Below are 14,830 nucleotides of genomic sequence, written 5' to 3'. Positions count from 1 at the left end.
GAAATCGCGGTAAGGCGCGTGGCCGAACCCGATCCGCACTGTGTCAGCTGCCGGGCCGCGCGCCCTCGCGACGGCTCAGGAAGGCGAGGCGTTCGAACAGGTGGACGTCCTGCTCGTTTTTCAGCAGGGCCCCGTGCAGCGGCGGGATCAGCTTGTTGGGCGATTTTTCGCGCAGGGTCGCGGGGTCGATGTCGTCGACCAGCAGGAGCTTCAGCCAGTCGAGCAGTTCCGAGGTCGAGGGCTTCTTCTTGAGGCCCGGCGTGTCGCGGATTTCGTAGAAGGTCCTGAGCGCTTCCGAGACCAGGCGCGGCTTGATGCCCGGGAAATGGACCTCGACGATCGCCTTCATGGTCTCATCGTCGGGGAAGCGGATGTAGTGGAAGAAGCAGCGGCGCAGGAAGGCGTCGGGCAGTTCCTTCTCGTTGTTCGAGGTGATGATGACGATGGGGCGGACTTCGGCGCGGATCGTCTCGCCCGTCTCCTGGACGAAGAACTCCATACGATCGAGTTCCTGCAGCAGGTCGTTGGGGAACTCGATGTCGGCCTTGTCGATCTCGTCGATGAGCAGGACGGGGCGTTCGGGGGCGGTGAAGGCCTCCCACAGCTTGCCGGGCTTGAGATAGTTGCGCACCTCGTGGACGCGGGCCTCGCCCAGCTGGCTGTCGCGCAGGCGGGAGACGGCATCGTATTCGTACAGGCCGTTGTGGGCCTTGGTCGTGGACTTGATGTGCCAGGTGATCAGGGGGGCGTTCATGGCCCGGGCGATCTCATAGGCCAGGACGGTCTTGCCGGTGCCCGGCTCGCCCTTGATCAGCAGCGGCCGCTCGAGGGCGACGGCGGCATTGACCGCGATCTTCAGGTCGTCGGTGGCGATATAGTTCGCAGTGCCTTCGAAACGATCGGACGAACGGGACATGGACGGCTCCAGCGGGATGGCTGTTTCCGGTTAGCGAAGGCCGGGCGGGTTAACAACGATCATGTTGCGCGGACCCGGCGTCGTCTTCCGGCCCGGTGCGCCGTTCCATGGTCTCGAGCCGGAACAGGGGCTCCGAGAGGACGAACTCTTCAATGTTCACCCGCAGGCCGGCGCGGAGCAGGCGCAGATACATCTCCTCGCGGTTCGAGAGCGGCTGATATTCGCCCGAGGCAAGGCCCTTGAGGCGAATGAGCTGAAGCGACCGGATGAATTCGCGATCGGTCGGTCGGGGCGTGCGGCGGCGGGTCATGAGGCGGCCTTTCGGTCAGTGTGAGCATTGAGCGTCTCCCTCCCGCTTGAGGGAGGGATGTCGGCGCGCCAGCGACGACAGGGTGGGAGGGGCCGGGCGGAGCGCGCGATGGCGTCTGAGGCTTGCCGAGCCGCCCCCACCCGGTCGCTGCGCGACCACCCTCCCCCGGCGGGGGAGGGAGAAGGCGTGCGTCATCGCCGCTTGGTGAGAAGCGGGTCGGGGAGGGCGCGGGGCGACCGGGCTCGCCCGGTGCTGGGATAGAGTTACCGTTTCGACGAGACAGACCGCCCCGCGTCGTCGTTTTCCACACGCCCGCCGGCTGCCGGCCGTTCTCGGGCCTTGCCGACTCCCGGACGGGTCCTTGCGGTCCCGGACAGGGGGGGACGTGCGGGCGGATGGCCCGTAGCGGTCCCGCACAGAAGGCGCGCGGCGAGCAGGCGGACGCCATCCATCGACGTCCTCAAGGACCCCCGAGGTATGCGTCCCCCGGGCTTCATCGCTCGACCACAGCCCGCCGACATCGAGAAGCGTGGATCCGACGCCCTCCCCACCGACGGGATGGGGCGGATTATGCGGCCGTTGGGAGGGGCGCTGATGATTCCATTTGGGAATCTGTCAAGGCATTGATCGTGTAGGGTATTTTCTCGCCAACCCGACTATGGATTCGGCGAGAAGCGTCACGCGCTTTCCTTCTCCCCTTGCGGGAGAAGGTGGCAGCCGAAGGCTGACGGATGAGGGGTTTCACGAACAGCGCCCGTCAGAGTGACCCCTCATCCGACCTCGCTCCGCTCGGCCACCTTCTCCCGCAAGGGGAGAAGGAACGGTCCAGCTATCCCGCGCGCCTTATCAGTTCGTCCGCCAGATCGGCGGTGAGATAGCCGTCGGCGAGTCCTCCCGAGGCGATCTGCCAGCGGCGCAGGGCCGCGCGGGTGTTGGCACCGACGACGCCGTCGATGCCCTGGGTGTCGTAGCCCAGAGCCGTCAGGGCGCGCTGGGCCCCGATACGCTGATCGCGTGACAGGGGGGCGTCGTCAGGCCAGGTCCCGACCAGACCGGGCTTGCCGGCGATGCCGTCGGCGGTCAGGCCGATGGCGAGGGCGTAGGACACCGAGTTGTTGTAGCGGCGGATCACATAGTGGTTCGGCAAGGCGAGGAAGGCCGGGCCGCGCGCGCCCTGGGGCAACAGGATGACCGCCTCCTCCAGCGCCTCGGCGTCGGTCGGGGCGCCGTCGCGGGCGAGCCTGACGCCACGCTGGCTCCAATACGACCAGGGATGGCGCGGTCCTTCGGCCTCGGCATAGTCGAAGCCGGCCGGCAGGATGACCTCATAGCCCCACGACTGGCCGCGTTTCCAGCCGGCCTGGGCCAGCAGATTGGCGGCGGAGGCGAGGGAGTCGGCGTCCGAACCCCAGATGTCGACCTTGCCGTCGCCGGTCTGGTCGATGCCGAGGCGCAGATAGTTGTCGGGCATGAACTGGGTCTGGCCCATGGCCCCGGCCCAGCTGCCCTTGAGGCCCGCACGCTCGCGGCGGCCGTCGATGACGATATCCAGCGCATCCTTCATCTGGCCCTCGGCCCAGTCACGCCTACGGCCATCATAGGCGAGCGTCGCGAGCGAGCGGATGACGTCATAATTGCCCTGGATGGCCCCGTAGCCGCTCTCATTGCCCCAGATGGAGACGAGGATCTCGGCCGGGACACCGAAGCGTTGGGTGACGTCCCATGGCACGCGGTCGGTACGCTCACGGCCCTGGGCGATTCGGGTGGCCGAGACCGCGGTCTGGACATAGGCCCCGGCGGGGCGGCTGAACTCGGGCTGGTTGCCGTCGAGGCGAATCACCGCGGGGTCGGGGGTCAGACCGGCCAGTTCGCGGGCATAGGCCTCGCGACGGTCGCCGGCCCGACGATCCAGAAAACCCTGTTTCCAGCCGTCGAAACCGGCCTGGTCCGGGACAGCGGCGGGCGTGGCGGCCGGCTGGGGCCGGGCGGGTTCGGGCCGGGGGGGCGTGGAGGCCCCCGATGCGGCGACGGGCAGGGTTGGAATCGTCTCCGGCAGCAGGGGGGCGCAGGCGGCGACGGACGCGATGAGGAGGAGGCGAAGACTGATACGCATGGCTGCAGGCTAATGCCCCCGAGGGTGGTCCGCGATAACAAACGCGCGAACTCGCGCTTTCGACGACCCTAAAGTCCGTTGATGGCGAAAGCGTTGCCGTGGATTCCCTGTTTGGCACCGTTAACCTTCAATCCCTTGGGATTGGGAAGAGGCGAGGGATAGGGTGGCCCTGCTCTAACGATGCCCGATATGGCCTGGTGGCGGAGGGGCGACGCATCGGGCCCGCAAGCCCGAAGACCCTCCGTTCGACCCGGAGGCCAGGCCTCCATCTCTCTTTTGGGTGCGCTAACGCGAGGGACGCGGTCCCTCGCTGATTGAGCGCGGGATGGGGCGCTATCGCTCGCCGCGCGGCGGCTCCCTGCTTGAGCGCGGCGTTTGGCGGAAGTCGCGAAGGTCGGCTTCCGACACATAGCGGCTCTCCAGTCGGCACAAACAGACAAATGGCGCCGCTACTTGCCGCTGAGCCTGGCGCGACGGGTTCGCGCTTGCTCTAGCTATCCCATGGCCGAGCTCGGGCCTGATGCGCGAAATACTCCCCGTAGAGGCCCCGGCCCTCAAAGAGTTCCGGCGGGAAGTCATCTGGATTGAGCTGAAGCGAACGTGCTGACATCCGGTCTGCGCGCGAGGTCCACCCGTCGCCCAGCTCCTCCGGCGTGATGCTAGCCATCAGGCCCGCTACGTGGAGAAACTCCGCGTCCTCCGAACTCTCCCCGCCAAAATAAGTGCTGATCGCGAGCCAGAGTTCGATGGCATCAGGGTCCTCCTCCATACCGGTTACGAAGAGGGGATCAGCCCAATGCATCCAAGCCAAATAGAGCAGGTGCAGCGCGTCTTCACGCTCGCGGCTTCCCACGTGCCAGCTAGCTTTCAACCGCCTGTATTCCGCCTCGTGCATCCCGGCTCCTTCTGGAGTTATGATCCTACAGCTATAAGCTGGCTGAGGTCCGCTCTCCACCGGTGGACCAACGACCGCTCCCGACCCTTTGGTGACTGTCGCCTCTCGACCCATTGCGGAGGTTCTGTTCGGCGGTAGTGTGGGGCCACAATGGAAGAGCCCAAAAACAAAGAGGACGCTCTGGCTGGCCTCCTGAACGGCACGATGTTCACCCTCTTGGGCGGCATCTTCCCAGCCGTTGTGGCTTGGTGGCTCGCAACAGATTGGCGAACCGTGGCTGCCGGAAATCACACGATGACAGCGACCGAAGCGATGCAAGGCATTGGACTGACGCTCGTCAGCGTAGCGATTCTCCGCTTCGGCATTCGAATGCTCCTGCGGAACGGCGCGACTTTGCGGCGGCTCTGACGCAACTTCCGCTCCTCAGCGGACTATCCGGCATCGGCACTTTGCAGACACCGCCAGTCCCCGGTTGACGATTCCGGGAAGCCCCTCTATACGCACCGCTCCGCCGCAGGTCCGCCCCGCGGCTTTTCTGTTTGTTTTTTGCCCCAGGACGACGACCATGAAGGTCCGCAGCTCGCTCAAGTCGCTCAAGACCCGCCACCGCGACTGCAAGGTCGTGCGGCGCAAGGGCGTGGTCTATGTGATCAACAAGACCGACCCGCGCTTCAAGGCGAAGCAGGGCTAAGGCTCTTTCGGGCGCTGCCGGCCGCGACGCGGTCGCGGCCTGCTTGAGCGCTGAAAATGCAAAGGCTGCGGACTTGTCCGCAGCCTTTTTCGCGTCTGCCCCCAGCCGCCGTTGAGTCGCGCGCTTCGGCGTGGTTAGCGTCTGCATTCTTTTTGCCCTAACGGCCTTCGGCCTGCTTGAGGGCGTTCTTTTGCCCTGTCGGCCTTCGGCCTGTTTGAGGGCGTGATTTTATCCGGAGTTCTCCCTTGGCCGACGACGCTGCCTTCGATTCCTCGCCCGACGTCCTCAACGCGACGGCCCAAGGCCGGCTGCGGACCATCATCGAACGCATCGAGCGGCTGGAAGAGGACAAGGCCGCCGTCATGGCCGACATGAAGGAGGTCTTCCTGGAGGCCAAGGGCGAGGGCTACGACGTCAAGATCCTGCGCAAGGTCATCCGCATCCGCAAACAGGACAAGGCCAAGCGTCAGGAAGAGGATGCGATCCTCGATCTGTACCTGTCGGCGCTCGGCGAGATCTAATTCCACTCATCTCCGTTCATCCCGGCGAAAGCCGGGACCCAGTCCTGTCCAGCTTGACGCCGGCGTTTCTGGACAAGCGGTTGCGGGTCGGCTTCCCTGTTCCATCATCCAAAGCACTGGGTCCCGGCTTTCGCCGGGATGAGCGGGATTATGAAACGCAAACCGCCGCTCTCGCCCTTTGAAGCCCAGCGCAAGGCCGCCCAGCGCGCCGCCCTCAATGCCCTCAGACGCGCCCGCCGCTCGGCAGAGAAGGCGGGCGTTTCGCTGTCTGAATGGGAGGGGGAGTTCCTCGACTCGGTCAGCGAGCGGGTGAAGACCCACGGCCGCGCCTTCGGCGACCCCGAACTGGGCGCGCCCGGTCAGGCGCTGTCAGCCCTGCAAGGCCGCAAGCTGAAGGAGATCGCCGCCAAGGCGAAGGGCGAGGCGCCGAAGCGGCGGTGGGGGAAGAAGGGGGAGTAGGGCTTAGGGCTTAAGGCTTAGGGCTTAGGGCTTAGGGCTTAGATCTTGGGGATCAGACCTGCGCCGGCTCCCGAGGGAGAGGCCAAATCGAGACCCCGTTCCCTAAGCCCCAAGCCCTAAGCCCTAATCCCTACGCCCTAAAACAGGATCTTGCGGAAGGTCAGGCTGACGGTCCGGCCCTGGGGGTCCAGATAGTCGGCCTGGTAGTTCAGCGGAACGTCACCGGCGCTGGAGCTGACGTCGAGGCGGGCGTCGAAGATGTTCTGGACGCCGAAATTCAGCCGCGAGCCCTTGAGCCACGGATATTTGGCCACCCAGCCCGCCTGCTGCCCCAGGTCGATGAAGACGTTCAGATTGGCCGTCGCCAGGTCCGAGAAGGCCAGGTCGGGTCCCGTGCCGCCGTCGACGCGCGTGCCCTGACGCCAGTTGGCGTTGACGAAGGCTCCCATGCCGTTCCTGAACACGCCGCCCTGGGCCTGGACCTCGTTGCGGGGGCTGCCGCCGCGGCCGCTGGTGGCCGCGCCGTCCAGCAGGTCGAGGATCGGCAGGCCGCTGGCGATGACGATCTCATCCTGCAGGCGGACCGTGTGATAGACTGACATGTTGAAACGGCCCTGGCCCGGCATCATGCCGCCGCCCCGTCCGCCGCCGCCGCCGAAGCGCATGGCCTGCATTCCCATGGCTCCACCGCCCGCACCACCGGGGGCACCGCGCGCGCCGTCACCGCCTTGGCGGATGACCACCGGGGCGCCGGCAAGGCCGGGTGCCGGGCGGGCGCCGCCGGGCATGCCGGGCAGGGGCGAGGCGGCCGGTCTGGCCGTGCCGAAGGACCGGGAGTAGTTGAAGCCGGTGCGGATGTCCTGACGCTCGAACCGGTCGAAATTCAGCGGCCGGGCGTCGAAGGAGATCAGATTGCCCGCAAGGTCGCGGGTGAAGCGGCCGGGCAGGGCGGCCTCGAGATCCGGCGTCAGGGTCGGGAACGCGGCGATGGCGTCCTCCGTCAGGCTGTACGTCCAGGTCGAGCTGATCCGGAAGTCGGTCTCCTTGAACGGCGTCACGGTCGCGCCGAGCTTCCAGACCTTGCGATTGTCCGAGTTCAGGTTCGCATTGCCGCCGTCGATGCGGGTGACCAGCACGGTCTGGCCGGTGGCGAAGTCGAACACCGGCACGTTCGGGGTCGAGATGGTGGGGTCGTTGAGCTGCGAGATCGTCGGCGCGCCGTGCTCGTCCGTGTAGCTGACCAGCAGGGACAGGGGCTCGACCGGCGACCAGTTGACGCCGAAGCCGAGGGTCGACAGGCCGCCGAAGTCCGACAGCTCCTCATAGCCGACGTTGAAATTGGCCGACAGGTCGCCCAGGGCGGGGAAGACGCCCGTGCGGCGGCTGGCGATCGGGATGCCGAAACTGGCCTGGCCGTTGAAGCGGTCACGCGACTGGGAGCGTTCGGTGGTCAGGCCCGAGCGGACGCTTGTGGAGTCCAGTGAACGGGTGTCGGCCCCGAATTTGAAGGTCGACGAGATCCCGCCGGCCGGCAGGTCGAAGACGTCGCCGTTCAGCACCAGTTCGGTCGCCAGCACCTGCGAGACAGAGTTGGCGGTGTCGTCGGCCAGGCGGGTGAAATCCGCGGGGTTCAGGACGGCGAAGGGATCGGCGGAAGCGCTGTTGGCGGTCAGGCGGGTCTGGAACGGCGTCGTGCCGAAGCCGCGGCCGGTCAGGGTGTCGGTCTCGACCCGGTCGTAGCTGCCGGTCAGGGTCCAGCGCCAGTCATCGCCGATGAAGCCGTCCAGCACGCCGGCGATCCGGCCGGTCAGGGTGTCGGTCTCGCGACCGAGGGCGTCGGCGGCGTCGATATAGCGATAGACCAGCACGTCGTTGGCGAAGGGCGAGAACGGGTTGCCGTCGGGCAGGGTCAGGATGACGCCGGGCAGGCCGTTGAAGCTGCGGCTGGAGGTGTCCTCAAGGCTGGAGCTGAGGGTGCCCTGGGTCGTGCCGTTGATGTCGCGCTTGAGCGTGCCGCGCACAGTGGTCCGCTCGCTGGCCGACAACAGGGTGCGATAGTCACCCAGATTTCCCGAGCGGGGCGCGCCGGCGACGGCGGCGAAATTGGTGAGGGTGGGAGCACCGGTCAACGGTACGGGATTGACGAGGACGGTCCGGCCGACCCGCGCCGACAGGGCAGGGTCGATTTCCGCGTCGCAGCCGGTGATCACGGTGATGCTGCACGGCACCTGCGCGTTGCGGTAGGGAATGCCGGAAATGTTGCCGGTCAGGTCATAGGGCGTCGAGCCCGGATCGCGGACGATGTCGCGCTCGGATTCGTAGAGGGGGTTCGAGCGCTCATGTTCGGCGTCCATCGACCAGCGCGTGGCACCGGCGATGCGCAGGATATTGCCTTCGATCTCGGCGGTGGTGCGCCCGCCCTGGGTCGGGGCGCGGCCGGTCAGTTCGCCCGACACCGAGCGGAAATTGGACCTGAGGACGAAGTTCACGACACGCTGGTCAGCGCGATAGCCGTATTGAAGGGCGACTTCCTCGGGCAGGATTTCGGTGCGCTCGATGGCCTCGGTGGGGATCCCCTGGATCTCCTGGAAGCCGGAGATGCGGCGGCCGTTGACCAGGAACACGGGCATGCCGCCCTCGCGACCGCGCGAGCTGCGCGTGATCGGCTCCAGATAGGTCAGGAGTTCCGCGATGTTGGAGGCCCCGTAGGCCTGGATCTGTTCAGCCGTGAGGGTGATGTCGGGCGGGATGTCCGAATTGACGCTGCCCCGCGGGCGGGCACCCGTCGTGACCACTGTCCCGAGATCGTAGGCGTCTTCGTTGGCCTGGCTCGCCGGCGTCGTCGCCGCAGGGGCCTGCGGGGTCTGTGGTGCAGGCGCAGCCTGAATCACCCCGGCCATGAGTCCGGACAGGGCGGTGGTGACGAGAAGCATGCGATGGCCTTCGGGGGAGGATGACTAGGGTGCAACGTGGCCCGGCTCTGTTTCCGTCGCATTTCAGTGACGAAACCAGAGGTTGCGAGTGCGCGCAATCCGGTTCTCTTCGGGTTTCGCCGCCCGTTTGGCCAATGAACTTTTGGACAGACTCGGCCTTGGGCCAAGATGTCGCGGCCCGGCGGAACCGGCAATCGGGCGGTCGGCGAGGCCTAGCCGGCTTCTTTCAGGATGCCTTCCAGCCCCTGTTCGCGGACCTTGCGGTACAGGGTCGAGCGACCGATTCCGAGCCGGCGTGCGATCTCGGACATGTGGCCGGCATAGACCTCGATGGCGTGCTGGATCAGATCGCGCTCGATCTCTTCCAGCGTGCGCAGGTGTCCGCGTTCGTCGAGGATGCGGATCGGCGTGTCGGGCAGGGGCGGCAGGTCGAGCGTGCGGGCCAGCGCGGCGTCATGACCCGCCTGTTCGACGTCGTCCTCATGGGCCAGGGGCATTGATCGGCCGGAGATGGCCGGGAAGTCGTGCGGCTGCAGGAAGGGCGCGTCGGCGAGGACGATGGCCCGATACACCGCGTTTTCGAGCTGGCGCACGTTGCCCGGCCAGTCGAAGGCGCTGAGCAGGGCGAGGGTCTCGGACGAACAGCCAGCGATCCGCTTGCCCTCCTCGACGTTGAAGCGGGCCACGAAGTGATCGACGAGGGCCGGGATGTCCTCGCGGCGCTCGCGCAGGGACGGGGCTTCGATCGGGAAGACGTTGAGGCGATAGAACAGGTCCTCGCGGAAGGCTCCTTCGCGGACCTGTTGGGCCGGGTCGCGATTGGTGGCCGAGACGATGCGGACGTCGACCTTGACCGACCGTTTGGCACCGACGGGGTCGATCTCGCCTTCCTGGAGGGCGCGCAGAAGCTTGACCTGCATGTCCAGCGGCAGTTCGCCGATCTCGTCGAGGAACAGGGTGCCGCCGTTGGCCTCCATGAACTTGCCCAGGTGTTTGTCGTGGGCGCCGGTGAAGGCACCCTTCTCATGCCCGAACAGGATCGATTCGATCAGGTTCGAGGGCAGGGCACCGCAGTTGACCGCGACGAAGGCCTTGCCCGACCGGTCCGAAGCGCCGTGCAGGGCGCGGGCGATGACTTCCTTGCCGACGCCGCTTTCGCCGGTGATCAGGACCGGGATGGAGGATTTGGCCGCGCGGGCACCGAGCGATTTGACCATGCGCATGGGCGCCGACTGGCCGACCAGATCGTCGAAGGAGGTGCGGCCGGCGACATGCTTCTTCAGCCGTCCGACCTCGGCGGTCAGACGGGTCATCTGCAGGGCGTTGGAGACACCGACCAGCAGGCGTTCAGCGGAGACGGGCTTGACGAAGAAGTCCTGGGCCCCGGCCTGCATGGCCTTGACCACGGCATCCACGCCGCCCGAGGCGGTCAGGACGATCACGGGTGTGGCGACGCCGGCGGTGCGGATCTCGGCCAGGGCCTCCATGCCGCTCATGCCCGGCATGACCATGTCCAGCAGAACGACGTCAGCCCCGCCCCCCTTGGTCAGGCGGTCGATGGCCTCGCCGCCGGATTCGGCGTGGACGACGGCATAGCCTTCCCGCTCCAGCACGGCCTGGGCGAGGCGGCGCTGGGTCGGATCGTCGTCGACCACGAGAACGGTCTTGGCCATGGGTGCAGCCCCTTCAACATCACGGTTGCGGCCGGTCCTCGTTGAGACGGGACTGGCTCATTCCGCGACGTTTTTACGCCCCACAAGGTGAAGATCGGGTTGGGGGGCAGGGTGAGTGCGGGGTTAACGCGTGGTCTTCCGCTCCCGTCATCCCGGGCCCCATTGCGATCCCGGGACCCAGCGGCGCACGAGAGCGCGACCCGGACGGAAGCGCCGGAGGCGAGGTTTCGCCCTCGCTTCGCTCCGGCGTTACGTCGCCGCTCCGGGTCAACAGGACGTCGCGCTTCGGTGTAACTCAGGGAGCCGGTTTGGCCCGGACCGAAACGGTGGCGCTGCCGCAGCCGAGGCGGTGATCAGGGACGAACCGGGCGAATTGCTCGCCTTCTTCGAAAACCAGGTCGGGCCAGACCGGGCGCACGGCGCGCAGGCGGCCCGCACGCAGGGCCTCTCGCGGGTCCGATCGGGTCTCATTGCGACAGGTCTGGTCGAAGCGGCCAATACGCGTCCATCGACCGGCGTCGACGGCGTAGATCGAAATGTCATCGTGGCCGACGATCAGCAGTTCCGGGGAGCCGTCGCCGTCCAGGTCCCTGCGGGTCGCTAGACAGAGGTTGGCGTACTGGCAATGGTCGAGGTCGCCCTGGCGGTTGGCCGAGGCGACGAAGCCATCGGGGAGGGGCGCGGCGCCAATGGGCCACATCTCGATGGAGAACGCCCGGGCTGCCTCGTCAGGGCTGATAAAGTCATCGCTGGCATTGTCGGTGGTTTGCGCGGTCCGGGCCCGGGTGGCGATGTCAGCGTTGCTCGATCGCGTCAGCCGCTCCAGAGCCGCCTGTCCGGCCTTGCCGCTGCTGAATCTGAGGAAGCGGTAGTCGAACCGGTCCGGCGTCACCGCGCCGCGCTCCAGCCGGGCGACCTGATCCATGACCGAGAGCCGGGCCGGGTCCAGCGCCGGGCTGAACAGGGCGAGGATCACCGCGACCGTCAGGACGGCGGTCCAGATGGTGGTGCGCTCCAGCGGGCGCATCCATTCGGTCTTGCGCCAGAAGGGGCTGAGGGCGGCCCAGCCATAGCCGGCGGCGAATGACGCGCCGACTAGGGCACAGGCGGCGGCGATGATACGATCGGGGGTCAGGCCGTACTGCTGGATGCGCAGGGCCAGGCCCCAGACGGCGATGACGATCAGGGGGGTGATCAGCACGGCGGCGACGCGGACGGCGGCGCGCAGCACGGCGGGCGGGCGGTTGTCCGGCTGTCCGTCCTGATAGGCCGCGTTGATGAGGATGATCAGGGCGGCTGCGGCGGCCAGCACGAGAGACGTCGCGCTGCGGGTCTCCCACAGGCCGTCGAGGCCGGTGAACGGCAGGGCCGCCACGAAGCCGGCGGCCAAGACAGTCATGACCAGCAGCAGCCAGGACAGCAGCATCAGGCCCACGGTGCGGACGCCGCGGATCAGGCCGTCCCGCACATCGGTGAGATGCACCGCCGTGGCGAAGACCACGAAGGTGACCGGGATGGCGAACCATTCCTCGCGCAGCAGATCCTCGAGGAAGCGAAGACCGATGACCTTGAACAGGGCCGCGCCGAGCGTGACCAGGATCCAGAAGGCACCGGTGAAGCCGACGGACAGAGCCAACTGGACCGCGGCCTTGGAGGCGGTGTCGAAATAGGCCGGATAGCTGGCGATGCGGCGTCGTTCCATGTCGGCCGGGGTCACCAGATGGTGGGCGATGAACAGGGCGGCGGCAGAAAACAGGATCGCCGGCGGTGACAGAAAGGGCGGTCCTTGCAGGGTGTCGGCGCTCTGCCGGGCGATGTCGTGCAGGCCGAGCAGGGCGAGGACGACGCCGGCCACGGCCGTCCAGATCGCGAGCGTCAGGGGTCGAAGGCGACCGGCGGCGGCCAGCAGCATGACCGGCAGGAAGGCGGTCACCAGCAGCAGTGGGCCAAACATCAGGGGGTGGGTGGCGCCCCATGACGCTGCGCCGTCCGAGAGGCGGTGCAGGCCGTACAGGCCGAGGCCCTGAGCGAAGCCGATGCCCAGTCGGATGGGGCCCAACAGGGTGGAGGCCGCTCCGCCGAGGCTGTCGCGGCCTGTCGCTTCGGTCGTTTCGGTCATGCTCGCGCCCCCCTGTGTCTGCATCTGGGCCGGCCCGTGCCCAATTGGGAAGAGGCGGCGCTTGAGTTCGCGCGATATCCGTGTATAGAGCGCGCCTTCACCGTCATGGCCCCGTGTCATGGCGGTCCTGTCCGAGAACTTCGGGGTCTGGGGGTCACCCGGGCCATAAATGTCAGAGAGCCCTCTGACGCCGTGGGGAGATGGGGATGCAGACGATGCCTGTCACTCCGGTTTCCGGGGCGTACGGGCTCTGAGCTTCCTTCGGACATTACGACCGGCCTGAACGTCTCGCAGCGATGCGCGGCGCTTTGGCCAACCCGCCTCCGGGAATAAGCCCGGCGGCGAATACCAGACTGGAGACCGCAATGGACCGCGCACAAAAAGCCGAGTCGATCGAGACGCTCAAAGGCGTTTTCGCCGACGCGGGCGCCGTGGTCGTGACCCACAACCTGGGTCTGACCGTTGCGGATATGGAAGACCTGCGTGGACGCCTCCGCAAGGAAGGCGGCACGTTCAAGGTGGTCAAGAACCGCCTGGCGCTGAAGGCGCTCGAAGCCGACGAAGGCAGCGAATACCACGGCCTGTTCAAGGGTCCCGTGGGCATTGCATACGCTGACGACGCGGTGACGGCCGCCAAGATCACCGCTGAATACGCCAAGGCCAACGACAAGTTCGTGGTTCTGGGCGGCTTCATGGGTGACAAGGTTCTGGACGCGAAGGGCGTGGAGGTTCTCTCCAAACTGCCGTCGCTGGACCAGATCCGCGCTTCGCTGCTCGGCCTGCTCAACGCCCCCGCGACCAAGATCGCCGGCGTCGTTCAAGCCCCGGCGGCCCAACTGGCCCGGGTGTTCAACGCCTATGCCACGAAGGACGCCGCGTAAGCGGAACCGCCTCTTTCATCTCCGCACATTCTCTCTGAACCCAATCCCTCCGAAGGAACCTACACAATGGCCGACCTGTCCAAAATCGTCGAAGAACTTTCCGCCCTGACCGTGCTGGAAGCTGCCGAACTGTCCAAGCTGCTGGAAGAAAAGTGGGGCGTCAGCGCCGCTGCTCCGGTCGCCATGGCCATGCCCGCCGGCGGCGGTGCCGCTCCGGCCGAAGCTGCTGAAGAGCAGACCGAGTTCACCGTTGTCCTGATCGACGGCGGCGACAAGAAGATCAACGCCATCAAGGAAGTCCGCGGCGTGCGTCCGGACCTCGGCCTGAAGGAAGCCAAGGACCTGGTCGAAGGCGCTCCGCAGAACGTCGTCGAGAACGTCTCCAAGCAGGTTGCCGACGAAGTCGCCAAGAAGCTGACGGAAGCCGGCGCCAAGGTGCAGATCAAGTAAGACCAGGCCTCACGGCTTGAGGACGCACGCTGCGTCCCGATATCGCGGGCCCGATGGGAAACCATCGGGCCCGTATTCGTTTCGGAGTGGCACGGGGCCGGATCGCCCCCATCTGAACCCTCCCCGAACGAAAGACCTCCCACATGAAAATCCTGATGGTGCTGACATCCCACGACCAGCTCGGCGACACGGGCAAGAAGACCGGCTTCTGGCTGGAGGAGTTTGCTGCGCCCTGGTATGCGCTCAAGGACGCAGGCGCGGACATCGTGGTGGCCTCACCCAGGGGCGGCCAGCCGCCGCTCGACCCCAAGAGCGACGAGCCCGACGCCCAGAGCGAGGACACCGAACGCTTCAAGGCGGACGAGGACGCGCAGAAGGTGCTGGCCCATACCGTGCGGCTGGACAGCGTGCGCGAGGCCGACTTTGACGCGGTCTTCTATCCGGGCGGTCACGGGCCGCTGTGGGACCTGGCGGAGGACAAGACCTCCATCGCCCTGATCGAGGCCTTCGTGAAGGCCGACAAACCCGTCGCCGCGGTCTGCCATGCGCCGGGCGTGCTCAGGTCGGTCAAGGGCGTCGACGGCGAGCCGCTGGTCAAGGGTCGCAAGGTCGCCGGCTTCACCAATACCGAGGAAGAGGCCGTCGGCCTGACGAAGATCGTGCCCTTCCTGGTCGAGGACATGCTGAAGGCCAACGGCGGCGACTATTCCAAGGGCGCGGACTGGTCGTCCTATGTGGTGACCGACGGCAAGCTGGTCACCGGCCAGAACCCGGCCTCTTCGCGTGAGGCGGCCGAGGCCATGCTCAAGCTGCTGTAGGCCACGCGCTCAGGCGAGACTGGCAGGGGGCCGGGCGATACCGCCTGGCCC

Annotated in this window: 14 protein-coding genes and 1 tRNA gene; 8 read left to right on the top strand and 7 right to left on the bottom strand. The window is 66.9% G+C overall.

Translation table 11 applies throughout. From position 1 onward, the window contains the following. Nucleotides 1-43: 43 nt before the first annotated feature. The 3 genes from ACP7AS_RS10470 to ACP7AS_RS10460 form a co-directional block, all read right to left on the bottom strand. Nucleotides 44-916: an AAA family ATPase gene (locus ACP7AS_RS10470; RefSeq protein ID WP_426028823.1), complete on the bottom strand. Its 873-nt coding sequence runs from the start codon at nucleotides 914-916 to the stop codon at nucleotides 44-46. Between the two features lie 49 nt (nucleotides 917-965). Further along, nucleotides 966-1,226 carry a hypothetical protein gene (locus ACP7AS_RS10465; RefSeq protein WP_426028822.1) on the bottom strand — a complete coding sequence of 87 codons (261 nt, stop codon included), beginning with the start codon at nucleotides 1,224-1,226 and terminating at the stop codon, nucleotides 966-968. A gap of 829 nt (nucleotides 1,227-2,055) precedes the next feature. Next, nucleotides 2,056-3,339, bottom strand: coding sequence for a lytic murein transglycosylase (locus ACP7AS_RS10460; protein WP_426028821.1), 1,284 nt, complete (start codon nucleotides 3,337-3,339; stop codon nucleotides 2,056-2,058). 191 nt (nucleotides 3,340-3,530) lie between these two features. Here ACP7AS_RS10460 and ACP7AS_RS10455 point away from each other — a divergent pair. Next, nucleotides 3,531-3,607: transfer RNA gene (locus ACP7AS_RS10455), tRNA-Ala, on the top strand. Nucleotides 3,608-3,829: 222 nt separating this feature from the next. Here ACP7AS_RS10455 and ACP7AS_RS10450 read toward each other — a convergent pair. Beyond that, a complete protein-coding gene (locus ACP7AS_RS10450; RefSeq protein WP_426028820.1) occupies nucleotides 3,830-4,234 on the bottom strand; it encodes a hypothetical protein in 405 nt (134 codons plus the stop codon). A 150-nt stretch (nucleotides 4,235-4,384) separates the two neighbouring features. Here ACP7AS_RS10450 and ACP7AS_RS10445 point away from each other — a divergent pair, with 150 nt between their 5' ends. From ACP7AS_RS10445 to ACP7AS_RS10430, 4 genes are all read left to right on the top strand, one after another. After that, nucleotides 4,385-4,642: a hypothetical protein gene (locus tag ACP7AS_RS10445; protein ID WP_426028819.1), complete on the top strand. Its 258-nt coding sequence runs from the start codon at nucleotides 4,385-4,387 to the stop codon at nucleotides 4,640-4,642. Between the two features lie 157 nt (nucleotides 4,643-4,799). Further along, the gene (gene ykgO, locus ACP7AS_RS10440; protein ID WP_055832286.1) at nucleotides 4,800-4,925 is read left to right on the top strand and encodes a type B 50S ribosomal protein L36; all 126 of its coding nucleotides are present in this window, start codon (nucleotides 4,800-4,802) and stop codon (nucleotides 4,923-4,925) included. Between the two features lie 245 nt (nucleotides 4,926-5,170). Next, on the top strand, nucleotides 5,171-5,446 hold the full coding sequence (locus ACP7AS_RS10435; RefSeq protein ID WP_426028818.1) for a DUF2312 domain-containing protein: 276 nt from the start codon (nucleotides 5,171-5,173) through the stop codon (nucleotides 5,444-5,446). Between the two features lie 150 nt (nucleotides 5,447-5,596). After that, nucleotides 5,597-5,905 (top strand): hypothetical protein, encoded by a 309-nt coding sequence (locus ACP7AS_RS10430; protein ID WP_426028817.1) that lies wholly within the window; start codon nucleotides 5,597-5,599, stop codon nucleotides 5,903-5,905. A gap of 137 nt (nucleotides 5,906-6,042) precedes the next feature. Here the strand turns inward: ACP7AS_RS10430 and ACP7AS_RS10425 are convergent, their stop codons facing one another. The 3 genes from ACP7AS_RS10425 to ACP7AS_RS10415 all read right to left on the bottom strand — a co-directional run bounded on the left by ACP7AS_RS10425 (nucleotide 6,043) and on the right by ACP7AS_RS10415 (nucleotide 12,630). Beyond that, nucleotides 6,043-8,838, bottom strand: coding sequence for a TonB-dependent receptor (locus tag ACP7AS_RS10425; RefSeq protein WP_426028816.1), 2,796 nt, complete (start codon nucleotides 8,836-8,838; stop codon nucleotides 6,043-6,045). Nucleotides 8,839-9,050: 212 nt separating this feature from the next. Continuing rightward, on the bottom strand, nucleotides 9,051-10,511 hold the full coding sequence (locus ACP7AS_RS10420; RefSeq protein ID WP_426028815.1) for a sigma-54-dependent transcriptional regulator: 1,461 nt from the start codon (nucleotides 10,509-10,511) through the stop codon (nucleotides 9,051-9,053). Nucleotides 10,512-10,806: 295 nt separating this feature from the next. Continuing rightward, nucleotides 10,807-12,630 carry a DUF4153 domain-containing protein gene (locus ACP7AS_RS10415; RefSeq protein WP_426028814.1) on the bottom strand — a complete coding sequence of 608 codons (1,824 nt, stop codon included), beginning with the start codon at nucleotides 12,628-12,630 and terminating at the stop codon, nucleotides 10,807-10,809. A 365-nt stretch (nucleotides 12,631-12,995) separates the two neighbouring features. Here ACP7AS_RS10415 and rplJ point away from each other — a divergent pair, with 365 nt between their 5' ends. The 3 genes from rplJ to ACP7AS_RS10400 all read left to right on the top strand — a co-directional run bounded on the left by rplJ (nucleotide 12,996) and on the right by ACP7AS_RS10400 (nucleotide 14,779). Beyond that, nucleotides 12,996-13,511: a 50S ribosomal protein L10 gene (rplJ, locus tag ACP7AS_RS10410; RefSeq protein WP_426028813.1), complete on the top strand. Its 516-nt coding sequence runs from the start codon at nucleotides 12,996-12,998 to the stop codon at nucleotides 13,509-13,511. 66 nt (nucleotides 13,512-13,577) lie between these two features. Continuing rightward, nucleotides 13,578-13,961 (top strand): 50S ribosomal protein L7/L12, encoded by a 384-nt coding sequence (gene rplL / locus ACP7AS_RS10405; protein WP_426028812.1) that lies wholly within the window; start codon nucleotides 13,578-13,580, stop codon nucleotides 13,959-13,961. A gap of 143 nt (nucleotides 13,962-14,104) precedes the next feature. Further along, nucleotides 14,105-14,779, top strand: coding sequence for a type 1 glutamine amidotransferase domain-containing protein (locus tag ACP7AS_RS10400; RefSeq protein WP_426028811.1), 675 nt, complete (start codon nucleotides 14,105-14,107; stop codon nucleotides 14,777-14,779). The last annotated feature ends 51 nt before the right edge of the window (nucleotides 14,780-14,830 follow it).

Source organism: Brevundimonas sp. TWP2-3-4b2, from assembly GCF_049897345.1.
Lineage (GTDB): Bacteria > Pseudomonadota > Alphaproteobacteria > Caulobacterales > Caulobacteraceae > Brevundimonas.
The sequence above is the reverse complement of the archived record's forward strand: the minus strand, read 5'-3'. Positions and strand labels throughout refer to the sequence as shown.

What these genes read in the sequence shown, in the direction of transcription:
- ACP7AS_RS10415 (WP_426028814.1), bottom strand. Translation starts at nt 12,630, where the DNA reads ATGACCGAAACGACCGAAGCGACAGGCCGCGACAGCCTCGGCGGAGCG.
- ACP7AS_RS10400 (WP_426028811.1), top strand. Translation starts at nt 14,105, where the DNA reads ATGAAAATCCTGATGGTGCTGACATCCCACGACCAGCTCGGCGACACG.
- ACP7AS_RS10465 (WP_426028822.1), bottom strand. Translation starts at nt 1,226, where the DNA reads ATGACCCGCCGCCGCACGCCCCGACCGACCGATCGCGAATTCATCCGG.
- ACP7AS_RS10430 (WP_426028817.1), top strand. Translation starts at nt 5,597, where the DNA reads ATGAAACGCAAACCGCCGCTCTCGCCCTTTGAAGCCCAGCGCAAGGCC.
- rplJ (WP_426028813.1), top strand. Translation starts at nt 12,996, where the DNA reads ATGGACCGCGCACAAAAAGCCGAGTCGATCGAGACGCTCAAAGGCGTT.
- ykgO (WP_055832286.1), top strand. Translation starts at nt 4,800, where the DNA reads ATGAAGGTCCGCAGCTCGCTCAAGTCGCTCAAGACCCGCCACCGCGAC.
- ACP7AS_RS10425 (WP_426028816.1), bottom strand. Translation starts at nt 8,838, where the DNA reads ATGCTTCTCGTCACCACCGCCCTGTCCGGACTCATGGCCGGGGTGATT.
- rplL (WP_426028812.1), top strand. Translation starts at nt 13,578, where the DNA reads ATGGCCGACCTGTCCAAAATCGTCGAAGAACTTTCCGCCCTGACCGTG.
- ACP7AS_RS10445 (WP_426028819.1), top strand. Translation starts at nt 4,385, where the DNA reads ATGGAAGAGCCCAAAAACAAAGAGGACGCTCTGGCTGGCCTCCTGAAC.
- ACP7AS_RS10460 (WP_426028821.1), bottom strand. Translation starts at nt 3,339, where the DNA reads ATGCGTATCAGTCTTCGCCTCCTCCTCATCGCGTCCGTCGCCGCCTGC.
- ACP7AS_RS10470 (WP_426028823.1), bottom strand. Translation starts at nt 916, where the DNA reads ATGTCCCGTTCGTCCGATCGTTTCGAAGGCACTGCGAACTATATCGCC.
- ACP7AS_RS10420 (WP_426028815.1), bottom strand. Translation starts at nt 10,511, where the DNA reads ATGGCCAAGACCGTTCTCGTGGTCGACGACGATCCGACCCAGCGCCGC.
- ACP7AS_RS10450 (WP_426028820.1), bottom strand. Translation starts at nt 4,234, where the DNA reads ATGCACGAGGCGGAATACAGGCGGTTGAAAGCTAGCTGGCACGTGGGA.